This is a genomic window from Gemmobacter sp. LW-1, assembly GCF_001303875.1.
GTDB classification, from domain to species: Bacteria; Pseudomonadota; Alphaproteobacteria; order Rhodobacterales; family Rhodobacteraceae; genus Gemmobacter; species Gemmobacter caeni.
On sequence record NZ_LJSC01000026.1, the window covers coordinates 13,097 to 35,000 of the forward strand.

The following is a 21,904-nucleotide window of genomic DNA, read 5'->3' on the forward strand; positions in this document are numbered from 1 at the left end:
CAGGCTGGTCAGACGACTGCCAGTCGCGCTTCCAGCCTGGGCCAGCGCCAGCCAAGTGTCAGGCCGCGCACCGCATTCAGGACCATGAGCGAAGCCCAGAGCCCGTGATTGCCCCAAAGCGGCAACAGCACAGCCAGGACAGCGGCGTAGATTGCGACACACAGGATCATGGCGTTGCGCATTTCGCGGGTCGCTGTGGCGCCGATGTAGATGCCGTCATACATCCAGCTTGCGGTGCCGATCAGCGGCGCGGCGATCATCCAGGGCAGGAAGGCGCGTGCCTCGGCCCGCACCTCGGGCGAGGTGGTCATCAGGTCGATGATGGCCCCGCCCGCCAGCGCGAAGCCCGCCGCCATCAGCGCGGCCCCGGCCAGCCCCCAGAGGAATGGCAGCCGCACGGATTGCCGCAGCACGCTGCGCGAGCGTGCACCGACGGCCTGCCCCACCAGCGTTTCGGCCGCAAAGGCGAAACCGTCCAGCGCATAGGCGGTGATTTCCAGAAACTGCAACAGCACCTGATTGGCGGCCAGCGTCACATCGCCCTGCCCTGCCCCAAGGAACAGGAAGGTCGTGAAGGCGCCTTGCAGCAGGATGGACCGCACCATGATGTCCCCGTTGACCGAGGCCATGCGGCGCAGGGCGGTGCTGTCGAACAGGCGTGCGCGCGCAGCGGCCAGCGCAGGGCCAAAAGCATCGCGGCAGAGCCAGAGACCCAGCGCGAGCCCCGACCATTCGGCGATCAGCGTCGCCCCGGCCACCCCCCGCACACCCCAGCCGAGCCCCAGCACGAACCAAAGATCAAGCAGGATGTTCAGACCGTTCATCCAAAGCTGCAACACCAGCACGCCACGCGTGCGCTCCAGCGCGATCAGCCAGCCGGTGACGGCGTAAAGCGCGATGGTTGCCGGGGCGCCCCAGATGCGCAGGGACAGGTATTGCCGCGCCAGCGCCTCGACCTCGGGGGAGGCGGGCGCCACGCGAAACGCCGCCCAGAACAGCGCGCCTTGCGCGAGGACAAGGGTGGCACCGGCCGCGAAACCGATCATCAGCGCCCGCATCAGCACCGCCGTGCGTTCCGGCGCATCACCCGCGCCATGCGCCTGTGCCGCAAGGCCGCTGGTGCCCATCCGCAGGAAGCCGAAGATCCAGTAGAAGGTCGCCAGCACAATGGCGCCGATGCCCACCGCCCCGATGGGTGCCGCCGCCCCCATCTGCCCGACCACCCCGGTATCCACCGCCCCCAGCAGAGGCACCGTGGCATTCGACAACACGATGGGCGCCGCGATATGCAGGACGCGGCGATGCGTCACCGGGGTCACGGGCTCAGTCCTCACGGTCCGGCATCAGGAAATGCCCGGTCGCCTGTGCGAACAGCCGCGAACGGTTGTCCTGCCACGCCTCGACATGCACACTGGCATAGCGGCGGCCCGAACGGTTGACCCGCGCCCGCGCATATGCATCGCGCGGCAGGCCCGAACGCAGATAGTCCACGGTGAAATCAATCGTCTTGGGCAGGCGCGGCAGATGGGTCGCGTCGATGGTGGCGGGATCGAGACTGCCCTTCTCCATCTCCTCCCACAGCATCGACCAGCTCAGTTCGATGATCGCCGTCACCTCCAGAAACGCCGCCGTGGCGCCGCCGTGCAGGGCGGGCAGCAGGGGGTTGCCAATCAACTCGTCCTTGAAGGGCAGGATTGCGGTCAACTCGTCGCCACGCCGGTCAAACTGGATCCCGAGGAAGCTGATATAGGGCACCCCCTCGACCAGACGGCGCAGCGCGCCGTCACGACGCTGTTTGAGCACCTGGACCGGCTCGGGCTTCTGACGCGGGCTCATTTGCCGCCCTCCGCCGGGGTGCCGGGACCGGGTTCCATGGTGAAGGCGCCGGTGGCCGAGGCGACGGGGCGGCTTTCGTCATCGTCCAGCGCAGTCGCCCGCACGAAGGCCACGCTGCGGGTAACGTGATAGCATTCGGCACGGGCGCGGATCGTCTGGCCGGGCGTCGCCGCGCGCATGTAATCAATGCGCAGGTCGATGGTGGCGGTGCCCGCCGGGGCAAGGCCATGCGCCATCACTGCCGCGCCGCTGGCCGTATCCATCAGCGCCGAAACCGCGCCACCATGGATCACCCCCGTCGCCGGATCACCGATGAACCGCGGATCATAGGCCATGGCGATCACCGCACGGGCATCGCCAAATTCCTCCAGCCGCATGCCCAGCGCCCGCGCATGGGGCAGCGCCTCGATGAACTTGCGAGCGATGTCGCGCCTGTCGTTGCTCATGGCCTGCCTCTTGTGCCGGAACCTGCCGCGCCATGTGACATCTTGCGCGCCTCCGCCGCAACCCCCGCCGCGGCCTTCGCACCAAGCCCGATTGCAACCGGAGGCGATTTGCCCTTAGGTTGGGCAGGCAAGGAGGACCGTGGATGACCGATACCCGCCTGACATTCAAGGAAATGTGCGCCCGGTTCGACGTCACGCCCCGGACCCTGCGCTATTACGAATATATCGAGCTTCTGGCCCCCGAACGCGAGGGCCGCGCACGGTTCTATGGCCCGCGCGAGATTGCGCGGATGACGCTCATCCTGCGCGGTCGCCGCTTTGGTTTCTCGCTGGAGGAGTTGCGCCAGTGGCTGCTGATCTATCAGCAGCAGGGCACGCGGCCGCAGCTTGAGGCCTGGATCGGCCTCGCCGACCGGCAACTGGCCGAACTGGCCCGCCAGCGGGACGAGCTGGATGTGACCATCGCGGATTTGGAGGCCCTGCGCGAAACGGCTGTGAAAGAGCTGGGCGAAAGCTGACCTGCGCTTGCCGCAGGGTCAGAAAATTACCCTGACCCTGCGTCAGATTTCAGGACATTACGTCATTGGAAAACTGACGTGACGTTATGTTTACGTCAACTTTAATCCCTCTGGTATCAACAGGTCAGACCCCGCATCTCTGACGCAGAGTAACTCTGCACGAGACCCCGTATGACCCGTTTGACACAGACCGACCTGTCGGACACCCTGTCGATCCGCGAAATGTGCGACGCCTTCGAGGTGACGCCGCGCACGCTGCGCTTCTATGAGCAGAAGGAACTGCTGTTCCCGATCCGTCAGGGTACGCGCCGCCTGTTCACCCGCCGCGACCGCGCGCGGCTGAAGCTGATCCTGCGCGGCAAGCGCTTCGGATTTTCGCTCGAGGATATCCGGCAGCTTCTGGACATGTACGACCACGATCCCAGCCAGCAGGAGGCGCAGCTGAAGCGCACCTATGAGCTGGCGCAAGAGCGGCTGCACGCCATGGAGGCGCAGCGCGACGAACTGAACGAGGCAATCGCCGAGCTCAAGACCCAGATGGCCTGGGGCGAAGAGATGATGGCGAGCCTCAGAAACCGCGGCGGCGCCTGACCGGCACCCGCCCAGAGCAAGACCCGAAGGGAGAGAGACATGCCCACCTATACCGCCCCCGTGAAAGACATGCAGTTCCTGTTGCAAGATGTGCTGCGCGTCACCGAAACCGGCGTGCCCGGATATGAGGATCTGGACGCGAGCTTCACCTCGGCCGTGCTGGAAGAGGCGGGCAAGGTTGCCTCCGAAGTGCTGGCGCCGCTGAATGCGGTGGGCGATGCGCAGGGCTGTGTTCTGGAAAATGGCGTGGTGCGGACGCCCGAAGGCTTCAAGGCCGCGTTCGAGGCCATGAAGGAAGGTGGCTGGACCGCGCTGGACTGCGACCCGGAATATGGCGGTCAGGGCCTGCCCTATCTGATGGGCACCGCCGTGGGCGAGATCTTCGTTTCCGCCAATATGGCCTTCAACATGTATCAGGGCCTGACCCATGGCGCCTATTCGGCGATCCATGCGCATGGCACCGACGAACAGAAGGCGACGTATCTGCCAAAGATGGTGTCCTGCGACTGGACCGGCACGATGAACCTGACCGAGCCGCACTGCGGCACCGACCTGGGGATGCTGCGCACCAAAGCCGAACCGCAGGCGGATGGCAGCTACAGAATCACCGGACAAAAAATCTTCATTTCGGCTGGCGAGCATGACATGGCCGAAAACATCATCCATCTGGTGCTGGCCAAGGCGCCGGGCGGTGGCGAGGGCACCAAGGGCATTTCGCTGTTCATCGTGCCGAAGTTCATGGTCAAGGAGGATGGCAGCCTGGGCGACCGCAATGCGGTTTCCGTCGGCAAGATCGAAGAGAAGATGGGCATTCACGGCAATGCCACCTGCGTCCTGAACTACGACGGCGCGACCGGCTTCCTGCTGGGCGAGTTGCACAAGGGCATGCGCGCCATGTTCACCATGATGAACGAGGCGCGTCTGGGTGTGGGCCTGCAAGGCTATGCGGTGGCGGAAGCCGCCTATCAGAACGCCGTCGCCTATGCAAAGGACCGCCTGCAAGGCCGCGATGTGACCGGGGCCAAGAATCCCGCCGGGGCCGCCGATCCGCTGATCGTGCATCCCGACATCCGCCGCAGCCTGATGGACCAGAAATCCTTCGTGGAAGGCGCCCGCGCGCTGACCTTCTGGGGCGCCTCGCTCATCGACCGCCACCACCGCCAGAACGACGCGGCGGCCGACGGGCTGGTGGGTCTGCTGACCCCCGTCATCAAGGGCTTCCAGACCGACAAGGGCTTCGAGATGGCGGTGCAGGCCCAGCAGGTTTACGGCGGGCATGGCTATATCGAGGAACAGGGCATGTCGCAGTTCGTGCGCGACGCCCGGATCGCCATGATCTATGAAGGCGCGAACGGGGTGCAGGCGCTGGACCTCGTGGGGCGCAAGCTGGCGGCGGATGGCGGCAAGCATGTCATGGCCTTCTTCGACATGGTGAAGGCCGAATGCAAAGCGCATGATGGCGATGCCCGCATGGTCCCCTTTACCGAGGCGCTGAAAGCTGCGTCAAAGCAAATGCAGGCGGCTGGCATGTTCTTCATGCAGAACGGAATGAAGAACCCCAATGCCGCGCTGGCCGGATCTTACGACTTCATGCATCTGATGGGGCATGTCTGTCTTGGCCTGATGTGGACCCGCATGGCGAAGGCTGCCTATGCGGCGCTGGATGCAGGCGCCGCGGATACGACCTTCTACGAGACCAAGATCACGACCGGCCGCTATTACATGGCGCGACAGCTTCCTGCCTGTGCCACGCATCTGGCACGCATCGAAAGCGGCGCCGATCCGGTTATGGCGCTGGCGGCCGAGGCGTTCTAAGCTGCGGGCGACATCGGGCAAAATCCTTGCAGAAAGGATTTTGCCCCAGCCCGACCGGAGACGCCCATGCCCCGCCGCTTTCGCCTGACCCGCCGCTTTCCCGTTGCTATGACCGAGGACGGCTATCGCCGCCTGCGCAAATTCGCGCAGGAGGCCGGGTTGGACGAGGGAGAGGCGCTGTCTTTCCTGTTTGAGAACTGGACCAGCGTGATCGACAACGAGAACCTGACCCACCGTCTGCGGCTGTTCAACGCCGAGTTGGACGACCGTAAACGCTGACCCTGTGCGGCGCAGGCTGAAGCTGCCCTGCCCGCAGCCATGGAGCGGCGCGGCACAGGCAGATCAGACGCCGCCTGCTTCGGTTTTCAGCGGCAGTGTGACGGAAAAGATGGTTCCACGCACAGGGCTCCGGCGATAGTCGATGTCGCCGCCATGCGCCTCGACGATCTGCTTGGTGATGCTGAGGCCAAGCCCCGTTCCCCCGGCCTTCCGCCCATCCCCCGAATCGAGCTGGGTGAAGGGCTCGAACACCTCGTCCTTTCGGGCCTCGTCCAGCCCCTCGCCCTGGTCGCGCACCTCGATCAGGGCAGCACCATCGTGAACGCCGATGCTGACCTCGATATTGCTGTCCGGCGGCGAGAATTTCGCGGCATTGGACAGGATATTGCTGAGCGCCTGCTTGATCCTTTGAGAATCGACCGTAGCCGTCAGGGTCTCCTCCGGCCGGACGAACTCGATCACGCAGCCCAGCCGGCCAGCATAGGGCTGGTTCACATCGACCGATTCCTGCACCAGCGCCACAAGATCCGTCTGATGAAGTTCCAGCGTCAGCTTGCCGGCACTGGCCTTCTGAAGATCAAGCACCTCGTCGATCAGCGATTTCAGCGTCTTGGAGTTGCGTTGCGCGATTTCGAGCACCTTGCGCGGTGCGGGATCGACCGCCCCGAGGTTGCCTGACAAAGCAAGGTCCAGCGAGGCGCTGATCGAGGTCAGCGGCGTTCTGAGTTCGTGACTCATCGTCGACAGGAAGGCCGATTTGGCCGCCAGCGCCGCCTCGATCTTGCGATTCTGCACCTCAAGCTCGATCAGACGCTCCATATTGGTGCGATACATCGCCAGAAAGATGCGCGAACAGTCGATGATGAAATAGGCTACGAACAGGCTGGAGAGGAACTGCACCCACAGGTCAGAACCAATTCCGCCCACGGCCAGCACGATATCGCGAATCGGAATCGCGAAGAAGGTCACGCCGTAGATCCCGAGCCGCAGGGCAAGGATCGACAGCAGGTGATGATTGTTCATCGCGGCAAAGACCCCTGCCGCGAAGAGGAAGAACATCGGCATGAAATGCGAGCCCTGCCCTTGCAGGATCGAGATCCAGACCGCAAAGAAGCTGATGGCGCCCGAACTCATGATCGTGCCGAGCACGATACTCCAGTAATGACGGCGCCCCGGTTGCTGGCCGCGCGCCCTGGCCCGCGCGATGCTGATGAACACGCGGTAGTCATAGGTTTCGCAGATGGCGACCATGACGAGGTTCAGCACGGCCAGCGGCAGGCTGTAGAAGAAGCCCGCCAGCAGAAGCGCCACGCCGAAGATCATCTGACGTTGCCAGAAAAGCCTTTGACCGACCTCTGCATAGTCCAGAAGCTGCCGTTTCAGGCGATCCTCATCGGTCTGTCCGGCCCGCAGGCGTGTCCAGAGCGTCCCAAGCTGGCCCGACACGCGGCTTTCGGCGCGGATACCGTTGGATCTGTAGGCCGACACTTCGCTCAAGACACCACTCCAAGAAGATACATTTTAACAGATGGTGAATCATTGTCGCGAAAAAGAGGAAAAACTGTGGCCATTTTCGCCACAAGCGTGCATACCAGAGAGAAGGACACGAAACGTTGAGGTAGGCATGGAAGGCATGAAACCGGCTAGGGTGCGTTCAGCTCGGTTGTTCTTTCCAGTAATCAGTCCGCAAGTACTTCCCGAGGCAACCACCCGTGAACGCATCCTCCTGAAGGAGGCCGCAGAACAACCACAGGACAGCAGGACCGACCCGCTTTTGGGCGGTGCGCTCAAAGCGACAACCCTGACCTTTACAAACATCCACAAGCACGGCGACCTCTTCGTCGACTTCATGCGCATGCGGCATAAGGTGTTTATCGAAGGCAAGGGATGGGATCTACCGGAAACTGACGGAATCGAGTTCGATCAATACGATACGGCCCAGGCCCGCATGATCGCGATTCACAGTTACGGTGAGGTTCTTGCCGGCATCCGGCTGTTGCCAACCACCTCCAGGGTTGGCCTGCACAGTTATATGCTGCGCGATGCCCAGCTTGGATTGCTGGACAGTCTGCCGCGGGACATCCTCTTTTTCGAGGCACCCGTTTCGCCGCTGATCTGGGAGGCGACGCGATTGTTCATCAAGCCTGACGTGCCCGCGAAGCTGCGGGCGCAGGTTCAGGTGCAGCTGATGACCGAGATGGCGAAGGTCGCGCGCGAGGCTGGCGCAACCCATGTCATCGGGATTGTTCCCGCCGTGTTCCGGCGATGGATGGCCCGTATCGGCATGTCCGCCTCGCCCGTGGGGGCGCCGCTGGTTATTGATGGCGACAAGGTCTGTGCCGCGCTGTTCCCGGTGATCGAATTCGTGAACTGACGGCAGCACCAGACCGCAGGCAGAACGGGCGTGACCGTGAAAACCGGCGCGGTCCCCCATTCAAGCCACCCGCCCGAGCAGGCTGGCTTCCCAGAGTTTGCGCACCTGCTGCCCCAGTTGCAGCGCGTCGAAGGGCTTGGTGATCGTGCCCAACACGCCGGGACCGTTCAGGTCTTTCAGCTCGCGCTCCGTCGCTTTCGCCGTCAGGAAGATGGCGGGAGTCGATGCGAATTTCGGCATGGCGCGCAGCAGCCGGAATGCCTGCGGCCCCGACAGGCCCGGCATCATGACATCCAGCAAAAACAGATCCGCCTCGATGGTATCAGCAAGGCGCACCACCTGATCGCCGCTTTCGAACTGCACCAGCGGCAGCCCGGCGACCATCTCCAGCGCAATCTGGACGAGGACCCTGATATCCGGGCAATCATCGACGTGTACGATTCTGGGATCTGACATCGCTTTCGTCCCCAAGATTCCCCCGGCCGCGCTGCTTCTGTTCCTGCACGACGGGGCACGCACCTGCTGCATACGATTGTTGTGCCCGCCCATTGTGGCGACAACATGGCCCTGAGGCTGCATTAATAAGGCCGCCCAAGGCCGGGCGGCGGCGGGGCAACAAGAGACTGTCGGGCAGCACTCACGGTGATTTGCCACGGCAGCCCTCCCCCAAACACAGCAAATCAGGGCTGACACCCAAAACCGGATCATCCGGGTAGGTCTTTGAAAAGATGGGATCACCGGACCACGGTGATGCGCCATCGGCCGAATTTACCGGCCTCGATTCTCTCCCTTCTCCGCCGCTCCCGATTGGCCAGAAGACAGCGACGTTCGTGAACCATCAGGAATATGGCGGATCGTCAGGTGCGTTGGCGGATCTGCCGGAAAACCTGTCACCACGAGATGCAGGGTGGCCGGGCGAATCCGCAGCCTCTCCCCTACCGCAACCGGCGCATTCCCTGTTCTGCCCGTCCCGCATTCAGTTCGCGCAAGGTCAAAGGATCGGTCCAACGATTGCCAGGGCGTTGTTCCACAGCCTGCGTCCCGGCCCCCAGGCCTGAACCTCTTCGAACGGGACAAGTCTGCTTTGCGCAAGATACTCTTCCTGCCGCGCCCGCATCGCGGTGGTGGTGTCTGCGTCCTGAAGCAGGATGTTGTTTTCATAATTCAGATCGAAACTGCGGCGATCCATGTTGGCGGAGCCGATCAGCGTGATCTGGCCATCCATGGTCAGGGACTTGGTATGGAGAAGCCCATGCTGGAACTCATAGATCTTCACGCCTGCTTCCAGAAGGCTTTCGTAGTAGCTTCGGCTGGTGGCGCCGACAGCAAAATCGTCATTGCGGGCCGGGAGGATGATCCTCGTATCGACGCCGCGCGCGGGACAGGCGCAAAGCGCCTGCTGGAGCGCGGGTGTCGGCACATAATAGGGCGTCGTGATAAACACGGACCGGCGCGCGGCGAAGATCAGCGAAGTGAACATTTCGGGCATCGCCAGCGTCCGGAATGTCGGGCCGGTTCCGACCACCTGCGCAGCAAATCCCGCCTGTGCAGGCGGCAGCGGCGCGGTCAGCAGGTCAGAGATGTCGTCGCCACCATTGCTCATCCAGTCGCTTGCGAAAAGGTGCTGGTTCTCGCGCACGACCGGCCCGGTGAACCGCATCACCGCATCCACCCATGGCCCATACCGGGCCTTTGGCAGGAAAGCGGGGTCCGCACAATTCTGGCTGCCGCAGAAGGTTGCGGCATTGTCGATCACAACGATCTTTCGGTGATTGCGCAGGTCGATCCGGCCATTGAAGATGCGCAACAGCGGATTGCCAACGCGCAGGGCCGAGCGGGTGCGAACCCCGGCGGCCCCCATCCGCCGCCAAAGCCCGGACTTCAGCAGCGCGCGCGACCCGAGGTCGTCGACCATCGCACGGCAAGCCACGCCCCGGCCTGACGCGCGCATCAGGGCCTCGGCAACCTTCTGCCCGTTGTGATCATCGAGCCAAATATAGAACAACAGATGGACATGATCGCGCGCCCCGTCGATGGCCGCCACCATCTCGTCAATGGCAGCATCAGAGTTTTCCATCAACCGTGCGGTGTTGCCGCCCACCGCCGGGTAGCCAGAAATGGATTGCCCGACACGAAACAGCGGTGCAAATTCCGGATGCAGATCCGGGGCGTTTTCAGGCGCAGCCCAGCCATCGGCATCTTCGGGACGCGGCAGGCCGCTGAACTCGGACTTCAGCCTTGCAACACGCTTGCGCCCGACGCTGGTCTGGCCCAGCAGCAGATAGGCTAGGGCCCCCAGATATGGCAGGACCATTACGACAAGCAGCCATGCCATACGGGATTCCGGCTGCCGATGGCGGCGCAGCAGAATGTGCACCGCGCAAACCCCGACAACCATAACATGCAGAACGAGATAGAACAGAGTGCTGCCTCCGCTGCAATCGGACGAAACGGCTGACGACCTGCCGCGCCCTCAGGCTTGCGGGGCGGGTCTGCCTGGCGGAATGATGCGGCTGTGCGGCCTCCGGTTTCAAGGCCTGAACGGCAGAGCATGAGCGCGGGCAGCCCTTTCCGGCCAATGACCGCGCAGCCAGAACGGCCTTGGAAACAGGCCCTGGGTCGTGTTGCCAAAACGGATTCCTCTCCGCGGTCGTCTGTACTTCAAGATCATCTCTGCGTGGGGGGTGAGCTTGGCATGCAACCTGATGTCCGTCGACGAATGGGCATTCTTTGAGGGCTTCATCCGGGCAGTCCGGCATCCGAACGGGCGCAAGCCGGCGGGCCATCGGCTTGTTCTGGATGGCATTTTCTGGATCGCGCGGACCAGTGCGCCGTGGCGGGACGTGCCAGAGGAGTTTGGCAAGTGGTCATCTGTCTGCCGGCAGTTTCGGCGCTGGACGCTCGCCGGGCTGTGGGAGGACGTTCTGGATGGCTTGAACCACGCGGGGCTGGCTGCGCGAAAGGCTGCCGCGATAGCTGGCAATGAACTGAAACTTCACGGCTTTTGAGCCACAAAGAACTGAGCCGTTTTTAGCACCGCCCTCTCCTCCCTGAGAATGCGGTTCTCTTTGCGCAAGCGCTCATTCTCGCGAAGAAGATCAGCACCATGTTCCGGTGCCTTCGCCGCATCGGAAATCGACCCTATCCATTTGCCGAGCGTGGAAAGCCCAATCCTAAGATCAGACGCACCCTGCCGCCGTGTCAGACCGCTGGTGAGCGCGATGCGAACCGCATCCCGGCATCCTGTTTGAAATCGTCGCTGTGTGCCCTTGCCATATCCTGTCTCCTTTGGTGAGGGCATCGCTCTCGGAAGACCGGAACGGAACCGGTGCAGGTCCAGAGTGCAGCCTCACGCAGAAGTTCCGGCCGGTGGGGCGGCTGCGTGACTTGACTGCACCGCCCGATGTCTTGTCCATGGGGGCGATGCGCGGCACGGCCCTGTCGGGTTGGCTCCGCACGGCCCTATCATGAAGCAGCCTGATGTTCCCGACACTTGACCAGATTCTCCCCTCGCTCCAGTCACTCGGTATCCTCGGGTACTGGCTGGTCGGCGGAGCCTCGATGCTGGAGGCCTACTTTCTTACCGGCATCGTCATTCCGGGCACATTGATTGTCGATGCGGGCGGCATTCTTGTACAGCGTGGCCTTCTGGATTTCCTCGATCTGGTCTGGTTCGTGGCGGTCGGGTCCATCCTCGGCTCGGAGATGAGTTACTGGACCGGCCGTCTGGCGAAAGATCGTCTGCCCGGCCGCAGGCGCATCGAGAACTCTGCCGCCTTCGCGCGGGCGACCCGGCTTTTTGCCAGACACGGGGGAGTGGCGTTGGTGATCGGGCGCTTTCTGGGGCCGGTTGCAGGCCTGGTGCCGCTTGCCGCGGCGCTGGCTGGTATGGAGCGTCGGCGGTTTCTGATCTGGAACATCATCGGCAGCGTGCCCTACGCATTTGTGCATGTCGCAATCGGTGATGCGCTTGGCGGTGCGCTTGGGCAGATCGGCGGGTCAGTGACCCGTGTGGCGGTTCTGATCGGGGCGATCCTTCTGCTGCTGGCCGTGCTTTGGGGGCTGCTCTACAGTCTGCTGCGGCTTCTGCCGCTTGCGGGCATGGTCCTGGCGGCGGCGCTGCGCGGGATTGCCGAAATTCCCCTGATGGCGAAGGCACTGAAGCGCCATCCAAAAACGGTTCACCGGGTCGTGGCACGGTTTGACCGCAGCACCTTCACCGGGCTGCCGCTGACATTTCTGTCGCTTCTGATCATCTATATCGGCGTGGTCTGGATCGACACGGCCATGGATTTCGCTCTGGATGCGTCGATGGCTGCGCTGGACATGCGGCTTGCCGAACTGATCCATCAATTCTGGTCGCCTGCGCCCATCCGCATCGCCTCGTGGATCACCATACCGGGGGGCGTGCGGGTGGTGGCGCCGCTGGTCGCCGCAACCTTGATCTGGCTCGTGCTGGCGGGGCAGAGGCCGCTGGCCACAGGCCTGACTGTATCGGTTATGGGCAATACGCTGACGGTCTCATTGCTCAAGCACGCTTTCGGCAGGTCACGTTCACCGCTGGGGTATTTTGTGGAAACCTCTGGCAGCTTTCCCTCCGGCCATGCCGCAGTTTCGGTCGCGGCCTATGGGATGCTGACCTATGTACTGTGGCGGACAAGGGTCTTGCGGGCAGAGTCGGCGCTGCTGCTGGCGGGTCTTGTCGCCTTCGCCATTGGCGTCAGCCGGATCTACCTGATCGAGCATTACCTCAGCGATGTGCTGAACGGCTGGCTCGTGGGGGCGCTGTGGCTGACAATCGGAATTGCGGTGGCCGAATGGCTTTCATCGCGCAGCTTTGCGCACCGCCCGGTTCGGGGCAGGACAAGGATTGCGGGCCAGATGGCGATGATTGCCATTGCCGGGTTTGCGACGGTCGGACTCTGGCGTCACGAGCCCGCCCGCAATGCACCTGCACACATCGCGGATGTGACGGTTTCCGGCCCGCTGGCCCTTTCCGGCCCGGATCTGCCCGTGATGACCGAGTCGCTGATCGGCACACCGGTCGATGCAATCTCTCTGGTTGTGTTTACGCGGGATGAGCGGCCCCTGTCGAACGACATGGAGGCCGCCGGCTGGACCCCGGCGCCGCCGCCCTCGCCGGGACGCATCCTTGATGCGATTTCGGCCGCGATCATCGGGAATGAAGACCCGACTGTTCAGATGGTGACGCATTTCTGGCGTGGGATGCCGGGCGATCTGACATTTTCGGCCCCTTCGGGCGGCACAGCGACACTGTCGGTGCGCCACCCTCATGCCCGCTTCTGGCGCACCGAATATGTAACCCCTGACGGGTTCCGCGCCTGGGTCGGCGCAGTGGGGCTTGATGACGATGCAGACCGCGCGCCGGACCAGGAAATTCCCGCCGATCAGGGTTTGAATGACAGCCTCGTACAGGCTTTGATCGGGCAAGGCGCGACCGCGCGGGGCAGGATTTCCTTACCGCTCGAAGGCAGTTCCGGCCCGGCGTCGATGGCTGCCGATATCACCGTTCTGGTCATAGGGCACTGAATCCGACCTCAAGCCGTGTGACCAAGACAGGAAAGGGCGGCGCAGATTCGTGATCTGCCACGCTGCTTTGCGCGCCCCGACGCCAGCGCAGGAGGCAGGGGACGGTCGCATTCCAAGGGGCATTCCGCGATTGGGGTCAAATTACGGGGAGGATGACGTTCGCACGGGGCTGCACTGCTTGACCCTGTCTTCATTCCTGAGGAAGGTGGCACTCCACCATCTGCATCGCCGGGCCGCGTATCTGTCAGGCGCGAGAGGCCATGATGCAGGCATCGGGGAGCTGCCATGTTCGATCTGATCCAGCGGGCCATAATTCCGATAGTTGCGGCGGTTCTTGCACTTGCCGCCCTTCTGGCCGGATGGGTCTGGGTGGCTTTGCTGCTTCTGGCGGTCGTTGCGCTTGGCATCTACGATTTCCTCCAGCGTGACTGGACGATTACCCGAAACTTTCCGGTTGCGGGGCGCATTCGCTGGCTGTTCTACCGCCTGCGCCCTTATCTGCGCGCCTATATCGTCGAGGACGATCTGCATGGCACGCCTTATTCCTTCGAGGCACGCAATCTGGTCCATGCCCGTGCACGGGGCGAGACGGACACCCATCCTTTCGGCACCGAACGCGATGTCGATGCCGAAGAGTATCACTGGATCGGCCATTCTATCGCGCCAGAGCCTGACCCCGATATCAGCCCGCGTGTCATTGTCGGCAATGATCAGTGCGCGCGGCCCTATTCGGCCTCGGTGCTGAATATCAGCGCAATGAGTTTCGGGGCGCTTTCGGCCAATGCGGTGCGGGCGCTGAATCTGGGAGCGAAGAAGGGCAACTTCTATCACGACACGGGCGAGGGTGGCCTTTCTCCCTATCATCTGGAACATGGCGGCGATCTGGTCTGGGAACTGGGGTCAGGCTATTTCGGGGCGCGGGATAAGGACGGGCGTTTCGACGCCGGGAAATTCCGTGACAACGCGGCCCATGACGCCGTGCGGATGACCGAGATCAAGCTGTCGCAGGGGGCCAAGCCCGGCCATGGCGGGCTGTTGCCCGCCGCCAAGGTCACAGAGGAGATCGCCCGCATCCGGCAGGTGCCCGCGCATCAGGATTGCCTGTCGCCGCGCGGCCATTCGGCCTTTTCGACTCCGATACAGATGATGGAATTCGCGGCCCGGATGCGTGATCTGTCTGGCGGCAAGCCGGTGGGGCTGAAACTGTGCATTGGTCAGCCGCACGAGCCTTTCGCCATGATCAAGGCCATGCTGGAGACCGGCATCTATCCCGATTTCATCGTTGTCGACGGTGGAGAGGGTGGCACCGGCGCCGCGCCGCTGGAACTGTCCGACTGGGTCGGTATGCCGCTGACAGAGGGGCTGGTCCTGATGCGCAACGCGCTGGTCGGGGCGGGCATCAAGGACAAGGTTCGGCTGGCGGCGAGCGGCAAGGTCTATTCCGGCATGGGGCTGGCGGAAAACATCGCGCTGGGCGCGGACTGGTGCAATGCCGCACGGGCCTTCATGCTGTCGGTTGGTTGTATCCAGGCGCAGCGCTGCCACCTCGGCACCTGCCCGACAGGCGTGACCAGCCAGGACCCGGGCCGTCAGCGCGGCCTCATCCCCGAAGTGCAGGGTGAACGCGCCGCACGGTTCCACGCCAAGACGCTGGAAGCGATGGCTGACATCGTCGCAGCGGCGGGCTTCAGGCACCCGCAGGATCTGCAACCCCATCATCTGATGCACCGCACCGGCCCGGAAAAGGCCATGCCGATGGATCGCATCCACACCTTCCTGCCCGAAGGCATCCTGCGCGATTCACCCGACGATACAATCTACGCCGACTGGTGGGCGGCCGCCCGGGCCGACAGTTTCCGCCCCGGCATCGATCTGGTTCCTGCGCGGGCCGCTGCCAAGAATATCCCTGCCGAAATGTGAGGTGAACCATGTCCCGCTCCGTTGCCGAAGTCATGGTGGAGACCCTGATCACCGCCGGGGCGAAGCGATGCTGGGGCATCGTCGGCGACACGATCAACCATTTCACCGATGCGATCCGGCGCTCTGAAATGCGGTGGGTCCATGTACGGCACGAAGAGGCGGGTGGTCTGGCGGCAGGGGCCGAGGCCTATATGACCGGCGAACTGGCGGTCTGCGCCGGAACCTGCGGACCGGGCAGCCTGCATTTCGTCAACGGTATTTTCGAATCCCACCGCAACGGCGCGCCGGTGGTGCTGATCGCCTCTGACGTGGCGCGGACAGAGGCTGGGCTGGGCTTTCCCCAGGCCGTCGACCAGCGCAAGATCTACGAACAATGCAGCGTCTTTTGCGAATATGTCAGCCACCCCGATCAGGCCCGGCGCATCGTTGCACTGGCCGCGCAGGCGGCACTGAACAAGGGCGGCGTGGCAGTCGTGATCGTCAATGGCGACATGTTCACCGAAAGGACGGAGGACGCGCTGGATTGGGCGGTGCATCGCCCGGCGCCGGTGCTGCGCCCTTCGGATCGCGAGCTGGAGGTGCTGGCAAGCGCGCTCAACGAAGCCGACAAGGTCACGATCTACGCCGGGATCGGCGCAAGGGAGGCGCATGATCCGGTGATCGCGCTGGCGAAGGTGCTGGCCGCGCCGGTCGTCCATACCAGCCGGGCCAAGGAGTTCATCGAACCGGACAACCCGTTCAATGTCGGCATGACCGGCATTCTGGGGAACAAGGCAGGGGTAGATGCCATCGACCGCGCCGACATCATGCTGTGCCTCGGCACCGATTTCGCCTGGACGCAGTTCTACCCCGATGGAAAGCACGTCATCCAGATCGACCGCGAGGCCACCCATCTGGGCCGCCGCGCGCCGATCCGTCTGGGGCTGGTTGGCGATATCGGCCCAACCCTTGAGGCGCTTCTGCCCCGCCTGTCCGGGGATCGCGACCAGACCCATCTGCAACAGGCGCTGAAGCAATGGGAGGAGGATCGGGAGGGGTATGAGCGGGAAGCGAATGAGCCCGACCCGGCGTTGATCCATCCGCAGGCCGTTGCCCGGATGCTCGACAGTCTGGCAGCGGAAGACGCGATTCTGACAGCGGATGGCGGCTCTCCGCAGGTCTGGCTGCTGCGTCATGTCGCGGCACGCGGCCAGCGCAGGTTCCTGATCAGTCTTCTGCACGGCACCATGGCCAATGCCTATCCGCAGGCCATGGGGGCGGCGGCGGCCTATCCGGGCCGGCAGGTCATCGCCATGTGCGGCGATGGCGGAATGACCATGCTGATGGGCGATCTGCTGACGCTGGTACAGGAAAAACTGCCAGTGAAGCTTCTGATCTTCAACAACGGCAGTCTTGGCTTCGTCGAGATGGAACAACGGGTCGAGGGGCTTCTGGACAGTTATACCGAATTGCAGAACCCTGATTTCGCTGCGCTGGCCCGCACCTGTGGCCTCAGCGGATGGCGGGCAGAGAATGCGGATGATCTGGAAAGCGCGATGACTGCCTGGCTGGCCGCTGAAGGCCCCGCGCTGCTGGATGTAAAGGTCAACCGCATGGAGCTGGTCATGCCGCCGCATGTGAAACCTTCGCAGGTTGCATCGACGGCCATGTTTGGCATCCGGGCGATGCTTGATGGCCGGACGAAGGAAGTTGTCGCGCTGTTGCGTGACAATTTCCTGCGGTGAGACGCGTGGACCTGATCATCCCTGACCGCCTTTTTGCGATCTCTGCGGCCAGTGGCATATGTCCACCGGCATGATACGCGGGCTGTTTCAACCTCACCGGCATCGGTATGCAGACCGCACCTCTTCTGGTTCGTTTGCTGAACTGCGGGCCGGTGGGGCTGATCTGGATTGCGGGGCTATGCTGGCACGGATCTGGCGCCGGGGGGTGATGGACACGATCAAGACGTGGCGGCTGAGTTCAGCAATTCAGCGGCATTTTCTCTGTCATGTTTCCGGGGGGCTGTCATCATGGCCGCTGGCTCGATCCGGGGTCTCGCCAACCTGTCGCAAAGGATGATGTGATGTGCGAGTTGTTCGCCATGAGCGCGTCGCGCCCGACCATCGTGGAATACACGCTGGACCGCTTTGCCCGAGAGGGCGGAGAGCGGCACCGCAACCGCGATGGCTGGGGCATCGTTTTCGCCGAGGATCGCGATGCCCACATCTTCCGCGAGGCTACACCAGCTGCCGACAGCGCACTTGCCCGGATGGTTGTTGAACGCGAGATCCCCTGCCGTCATCTGATCGCGCATGTCCGGCGTGCCTCGAAAGGTGAGCCGCATCTGGCGAACACCCACCCGTTCACGCGGGTCCATGCCGGGCGGATGCATCATTTCGCCCATAACGGCACGCTGCATGGCATAGATGATCTGGCGCCCGGATTGCGCGCTGAGTGTGTGGGGGACACCGATTCCGAACTGGCCTTCCTGCTGTTGCTGCGCGCCTTGCAGGATGTGCCGCATGGGGCAGAGGAGACAACCCTGCGGTTTGATATCTTTCGCCGTTTCGCCGCGCAGATGGCCGTACTCGGCGATGCGAACTTCCTGTTCTTTGATGGCGAAACCCTGTTCGCCCATGCGCACAAGCGTATCTTTGAAACAGAAACCGGCCTTTCCCATCCGATGCCGCCGGGGCTTTGCATCCGCGATTTCGCACAAGGCAGCGAAGAAGGACCATGGCGTGGCCATGGGTTACGCATCGACGATCTGCCTGCGCGCATTGTCCTTCTGGCGAGTGTTCCGCTCAGTCTTCATGGCTGGAAACCACTGCCAGAAGCCAGCGCTCTGGCGCTGCGGGACGGGCATATCGTCAGCAGCAGTCTGTCCTGATCTCGCGCGCGAAGCCGGAGACCATCAGGCACCGCGCCGGCAAAAGGCTGATATCAAACAGCTTGCTTGCCCGGCGTCATCCCTGGAAGATGTGCAAATGAGCGGGTCGAAACAACATACTGAACTGTGCCATGTGTGCGGCAAGCCCTTTCCGGTCCACGCGCTTCGGCCATGGGTTGCGGTGCGCCCGGGGGTGGGCAAGATCATCGAGGCGGGCCACCCCGGCTGGCAGGATGGCAAATTCATCTGCGAGCCTGATCTGGCGCATGCACGCCGCGCTTATGTCGAGGCATTGCTTGAAGAGGAACGTGGCGAGCTTGGCGCCATCGAGCGGCAGGTCATCGACGCCATGGCAAGCCATGAAACCATTTCCCAGCCGGTGTCACAGGCATACCGGGAAAATCTGGGGTTCGGGGACCGGGTGGCGGACAGGGTCGCTTCCTTCGGCGGAAGCTGGACCTTTATCCTTGGCTTCCTGCTGGTGCTGGTTCTCTGGATGACTGTGAACGTGGTGCATCTGTTCCGGCAGCCCTTTGATCCCTACCCCTTCATCCTCCTGAACCTCGTTTTGTCGACACTGGCGGCCTTTCAGGCCCCGATCATCATGATGAGCCAGCGCCGCCAGGAGGAAAAGGACCGCCTGCGCGCCGAGAATGACTATCGCGTCAATCTCAAGGCAGAACTCGAAATCCGGCAGTTGCACGAAAAGATCGACCACCAGCTTTCCCGCCAATGGGAAAAGCTGGCTGAATTGCAGAAGATCCAGATTGATCTGCTGGAGGCAAACGGGCAGCGGCGGCGCTAAGGCCTGTTGCCAAAACGGATTCCCCTTCGCGGTCGTCTGTGCTTCAAGATCATCTCTGCGTGGGGGGTGACCATGGCACGCAACCTGATGTCCGTCGACGAATGGGCATTCTTTGAGGGCTTCATCCGGGCAGTCCGGCACCCGAACGGGCGCAAGCCTGCGGGCCATCGGCTTGTTCTGGATGGCATTTTCTGGAACGCGCGGACCAGTGCGCCGTGTCGGGACCTGCCAGAGGAGTTTGGCAAGTGGTCATCTGTCTGCCGGCAGTTGCGGCGCTGGACGCTCGCCGGGCCGTGGGAGGACGTCCTGGATGGTCCCGGCGAACGAGGGCATCGCCTTCCCTTTGGGCGCGCTGGACACCTTCACCACCTGTGGCGGCCCGGCGAACCTGTTGGAAACTGCCAACACTATCGGCCTGTCCCTCTACGCCCTCCAGCACCTGGACGAAAATACGCTTTCGAAATCACCGCCTTCGTAGCGGCAGCAACCACCAAAGAGTGCGCTGAACGGATCAGTGACACGACCGCCTCCGGTCGCTTCCCGGTGCGCGCGCTCTGCAGCGATCGCTGACCAGAAGATAGAATCGTTCAGTTCAGGCCAATCTGGCACCGCCGTCTCAAGCACCCACGACCGCAACCGCGCCCGCTGGCCCACCCATGAGCTTTGGGGCAAGGCGGGCGCGAGCGGGTCTCGCTGCGTGAAGTTTGCATCAATCCGCTGATGAACTGGCAGAACGATCAGCAGGAACGGAACGGGCAGCGCTACGGCGCACGAAAGGTGCAAGGCGGGCAATATGAGATCACCGTGACCTCAATCCGCACGGGGCAGGTGAAACTGACCCATGTGCAGGCTCGATACGAACCGAACGAGGTCTACGCCCTGCCCGAGTTCACTAACAATCTGTCCGAGCCACAGCGAACGACGCTCCGCCAGTTCTATGATGCCTGTAACCCTCGCCCCATGACAGACTTGGTTCAAGGTGGCGGCCCTGCACTAGCTATCGCGATTATGCAGTTCCAATGCACAGCCGAAGACCTATTGGCGGGGCTGGTCGAGGTGCTTTACGCCATGCGAAACGCCCTGCTGCGCGGAGAGGTCGATCCGGACGGTCAGGTGTTGGCCTGCTACCAACCTGCGTATCGCATCGTTATGGCCTTCTTAAGATGCGTTGCTTGACCCCAACAACAGTAGCCGATCCGGCCCCGCGCAGATTTCTTGCGCGTTGCTGCGCGGACACGATCGAGCGTAGCACTGATGTAGCACCGTGTGCTTCCACGTTGCTTCCACGGGTTTTCGGAACGCGGAAATCCGCCCGTGTGGGCGGCTGGTAACGTGTTGATCTGTAATTATAAATTTGGTTGCGGGGGCAGGATTTGAACCTGCGGCCTTCAGGTTATGAGCCTGACGAGCTACCGGGCTGCTCCACCCCGCGTCCGGGTGTTTTTTGTATCGTTGATGGGGTCTTTTCTAGGTTTGGCGGTGACCTACTCTCCCACGTCTTGAGACGCAGTACCATTGGCGTGTTGGCCCTTAACGGCCGAGTTCGGGATGGGATCGGGTGTTTAGCCAGCGCTATGACCACCAAACCGAGGAAAGACCCGTTTATGAGGAACATCAGGCGCAGTAGCGCTTGTTCAGGTTTTGAGCTTTTGACCAGTCTTGCTGTTACTGGATCAAATCAAGCCTATCGAGCAATTAGTACCGGTCAGCTGAATGCATTGCTGCACTTACACCTCCGGCCTATCGACGTGGTGGTCTTCCACGGCTCTCAAGGGAGACCTTGTTTTGAAGGGGGCTTCCCGCTTAGATGCCTTCAGCGGTTATCCTGTCCGTTCATAGCTACCCAGCACTGCCGTTGGCACGACAACTGGTCCACCAGTGGAACGTTCACCCCGGTCCTCTCGTACTAGGGGCAACTCTTCTCAAGTCTCCTACACCCACGGCAGATAGGGACCGAACTGTCTCACGACGTTCTAAACCCAGCTCACGTACCTCTTTAAATGGCGAACAGCCATACCCTTGGGACCTGCTCCAGCCCCAGGATGAGATGAGCCGACATCGAGGTGCCAAACGATGCCGTCGATATGGACTCTTGGGCATCATCAGCCTGTTATCCCCAGAGTACCTTTTATCCGTTGAGCGATGGCCCTCCCACTTGGGACCACCGGATCACTATGGCCGACTTTCGTCTCTGCTCGACTTGTCAGTCTTGCAGTCAGGCTGGCTTCTGCCATTGCACTCAACGAGCGATTTCCGACCGCTCTGAGCCAACCTTCGCGCGCCTCCGTTACGATTTGGGAGGCGACCGCCCCAGTCAAACTCCCCACCATGCATGGTCCCGGACCCGGATGACGGGCCGCGGTTAGACATCAAGAGTGCGAAGGGTGGTATCTCAAGGGAGGCTCCACAGAAACTGGCGTCTCTGCTTCGATGCCTACCACCTATCCTGCACATCACAATCCTGATGCCAGTGCAAAGCTGGAGTAAAGGTTCATGGGGTCTTTCCGTCTAACCGCGGGAAGTGTGCATCTTGACACACAGTTCAATTTCGCTGAGTCCACATCAGAGACAGCGGGGAGATCGTTACGCCATTCGTGCAGGTCGGAACTTACCCGACAAGGAATTTCGCTACCTTAGGACCGTTATAGTTACGGCCGCCGTTTACTGGGGCTTCAATTCAGAGCTTGCACCCCTCCTTTTAACCTTCCAGCACCGGGCAGGCGTCAGACTGTATACGTCGCCTTACGGCTTCGCACAGCCCTGTGTTTTAAGTAAACAGTCGCCACCCCCTGGTTTGTGCCCCCCTCCCATGCTTGCGCACAAGAGGGGCTCCCTTCTCGCGAACTTACGGGAGCATTTTGCCGAGTTCCTTTGATGTGGTTCTCTCAAGCGCCTTGG

The 21,904-nt window shown here is 62.4% G+C and carries 17 protein-coding genes, 1 tRNA gene, 2 rRNA genes and 4 pseudogenes (1 of these 24 only partly in view); 14 read left to right on the forward strand and 10 right to left on the reverse strand.

Going from position 1 to position 21,904, the window contains the following annotated elements:
* Positions 1–8: 8 nt before the first annotated feature.
* The 3 genes from AO684_RS04045 to AO684_RS04055 are packed head-to-tail and all read right to left on the reverse strand — an operon-like array spanning position 9 to position 2,282.
* Entirely contained in the window at positions 9–1,319 is a 1,311-nt protein-coding gene (locus tag AO684_RS04045) for an MATE family efflux transporter (protein WP_235451205.1), read from the reverse strand.
* 4 nt (positions 1,320–1,323) lie between these two features.
* The gene (locus AO684_RS04050; RefSeq protein ID WP_054301470.1) at positions 1,324–1,836 is read right to left on the reverse strand and encodes a PaaI family thioesterase; all 513 of its coding nucleotides are present in this window, start codon (positions 1,834–1,836) and stop codon (positions 1,324–1,326) included.
* Complete coding sequence (locus AO684_RS04055) at positions 1,833–2,282, reverse strand: PaaI family thioesterase (RefSeq protein WP_054301471.1); 450 nt, start codon at positions 2,280–2,282, stop codon at positions 1,833–1,835. The genes AO684_RS04050 and AO684_RS04055 overlap by 4 nt, the downstream gene beginning before the upstream one ends.
* 143 nt (positions 2,283–2,425) lie before the next feature.
* Here AO684_RS04055 and AO684_RS04060 point away from each other — a divergent pair, with 143 nt between their 5' ends.
* The 4 genes from AO684_RS04060 to AO684_RS04075 all read left to right on the forward strand — a co-directional run bounded on the left by AO684_RS04060 (position 2,426) and on the right by AO684_RS04075 (position 5,485).
* Positions 2,426–2,800, forward strand: coding sequence for a MerR family DNA-binding transcriptional regulator (locus AO684_RS04060; protein WP_054301472.1), 375 nt, complete (start codon positions 2,426–2,428; stop codon positions 2,798–2,800).
* 171 nt (positions 2,801–2,971) lie between these two features.
* Positions 2,972–3,391, forward strand: a complete 420-nt coding sequence (locus tag AO684_RS04065; protein ID WP_054301473.1) for a MerR family DNA-binding transcriptional regulator — start codon at positions 2,972–2,974, stop codon at positions 3,389–3,391.
* A 39-nt stretch (positions 3,392–3,430) separates the two neighbouring features.
* Positions 3,431–5,206, forward strand: coding sequence for an acyl-CoA dehydrogenase C-terminal domain-containing protein (locus tag AO684_RS04070; RefSeq protein WP_054301474.1), 1,776 nt, complete (start codon positions 3,431–3,433; stop codon positions 5,204–5,206).
* 66 nt (positions 5,207–5,272) lie between these two features.
* Positions 5,273–5,485, forward strand: coding sequence for a hypothetical protein (locus AO684_RS04075; RefSeq protein ID WP_054301475.1), 213 nt, complete (start codon positions 5,273–5,275; stop codon positions 5,483–5,485).
* A 63-nt stretch (positions 5,486–5,548) separates the two neighbouring features.
* Here the strand turns inward: AO684_RS04075 and AO684_RS04080 are convergent, their stop codons facing one another.
* On the reverse strand, positions 5,549–6,973 hold the full coding sequence (locus AO684_RS04080; RefSeq protein ID WP_054301476.1) for a sensor histidine kinase KdpD: 1,425 nt from the start codon (positions 6,971–6,973) through the stop codon (positions 5,549–5,551).
* 136 nt (positions 6,974–7,109) lie between these two features.
* Between AO684_RS04080 and AO684_RS04085 the strand changes: the two genes are divergently transcribed.
* On the forward strand, positions 7,110–7,859 hold the full coding sequence (locus tag AO684_RS04085) for an acyl-homoserine-lactone synthase (protein WP_152968344.1): 750 nt from the start codon (positions 7,110–7,112) through the stop codon (positions 7,857–7,859).
* A 60-nt stretch (positions 7,860–7,919) separates the two neighbouring features.
* On the opposite strand, the gene AO684_RS21760 is transcribed toward AO684_RS04085, so the two are convergent.
* Entirely contained in the window at positions 7,920–8,315 is a 396-nt protein-coding gene (locus AO684_RS21760; protein WP_158640708.1) for a response regulator, read from the reverse strand.
* Between the two features lie 535 nt (positions 8,316–8,850).
* Complete coding sequence (gene cls, locus AO684_RS04095; RefSeq protein WP_369814577.1) at positions 8,851–10,281, reverse strand: cardiolipin synthase; 1,431 nt, start codon at positions 10,279–10,281, stop codon at positions 8,851–8,853.
* 262 nt (positions 10,282–10,543) lie between these two features.
* On the opposite strand from cls, the pseudogene AO684_RS04100 reads away from it, so the two are divergent.
* A pseudogene (locus tag AO684_RS04100) lies at positions 10,544–10,858 on the forward strand (transposase); the annotation flags it as partial.
* On the opposite strand, the pseudogene AO684_RS21985 reads toward AO684_RS04100, so the two are convergent.
* Positions 10,808–11,135, reverse strand: a pseudogene (locus AO684_RS21985) (transposase); the annotation flags it as partial. The pseudogenes AO684_RS04100 and AO684_RS21985 overlap by 51 nt on opposite strands.
* Positions 11,136–11,339: 204 nt before the next feature.
* Between AO684_RS21985 and AO684_RS04105 the strand changes: the two are divergent.
* The 8 genes and pseudogenes from AO684_RS04105 to AO684_RS04130 all read left to right on the forward strand — a co-directional run bounded on the left by AO684_RS04105 (position 11,340) and on the right by AO684_RS04130 (position 20,182).
* Positions 11,340–13,409: a bifunctional DedA family/phosphatase PAP2 family protein gene (locus tag AO684_RS04105; RefSeq protein ID WP_082400715.1), complete on the forward strand. Its 2,070-nt coding sequence runs from the start codon at positions 11,340–11,342 to the stop codon at positions 13,407–13,409.
* Between the two features lie 285 nt (positions 13,410–13,694).
* Complete coding sequence (locus tag AO684_RS04110; RefSeq protein WP_054301480.1) at positions 13,695–15,329, forward strand: FMN-binding glutamate synthase family protein; 1,635 nt, start codon at positions 13,695–13,697, stop codon at positions 15,327–15,329.
* Between the two features lie 8 nt (positions 15,330–15,337).
* Positions 15,338–17,053, forward strand: a complete 1,716-nt coding sequence (locus AO684_RS04115) for a thiamine pyrophosphate-dependent enzyme (RefSeq protein WP_054301481.1) — start codon at positions 15,338–15,340, stop codon at positions 17,051–17,053.
* Positions 17,054–17,394: 341 nt separating this feature from the next.
* The gene (locus AO684_RS04120) at positions 17,395–18,201 is read left to right on the forward strand and encodes a class II glutamine amidotransferase (RefSeq protein ID WP_054301482.1); all 807 of its coding nucleotides are present in this window, start codon (positions 17,395–17,397) and stop codon (positions 18,199–18,201) included.
* Between the two features lie 97 nt (positions 18,202–18,298).
* Positions 18,299–19,006 (forward strand): DUF1003 domain-containing protein, encoded by a 708-nt coding sequence (locus AO684_RS04125; protein ID WP_054301483.1) that lies wholly within the window; start codon positions 18,299–18,301, stop codon positions 19,004–19,006.
* Between the two features lie 66 nt (positions 19,007–19,072).
* Positions 19,073–19,318, forward strand: a pseudogene (locus AO684_RS21200) (transposase); the annotation flags it as partial.
* A pseudogene (locus AO684_RS21520) lies at positions 19,317–19,451 on the forward strand (major capsid protein); the annotation flags it as partial. The pseudogenes AO684_RS21200 and AO684_RS21520, both read left to right, overlap by 2 nt.
* Positions 19,452–19,726: 275 nt before the next feature.
* Positions 19,727–20,182: a hypothetical protein gene (locus tag AO684_RS04130; protein ID WP_054301484.1), complete on the forward strand. Its 456-nt coding sequence runs from the start codon at positions 19,727–19,729 to the stop codon at positions 20,180–20,182.
* 179 nt (positions 20,183–20,361) lie between these two features.
* Here AO684_RS04130 and AO684_RS04135 read toward each other — a convergent pair.
* From AO684_RS04135 to AO684_RS04145, 3 genes are all read right to left on the reverse strand, one after another.
* A tRNA-Met gene (locus AO684_RS04135) sits at positions 20,362–20,438 on the reverse strand.
* Positions 20,439–20,477: 39 nt separating this feature from the next.
* Positions 20,478–20,592 (reverse strand): 5S ribosomal RNA (rrf, locus tag AO684_RS04140).
* Positions 20,593–20,680: 88 nt separating this feature from the next.
* Positions 20,681–21,904, reverse strand: a 23S ribosomal RNA gene (locus tag AO684_RS04145); it runs 1,609 nt beyond the window's last position.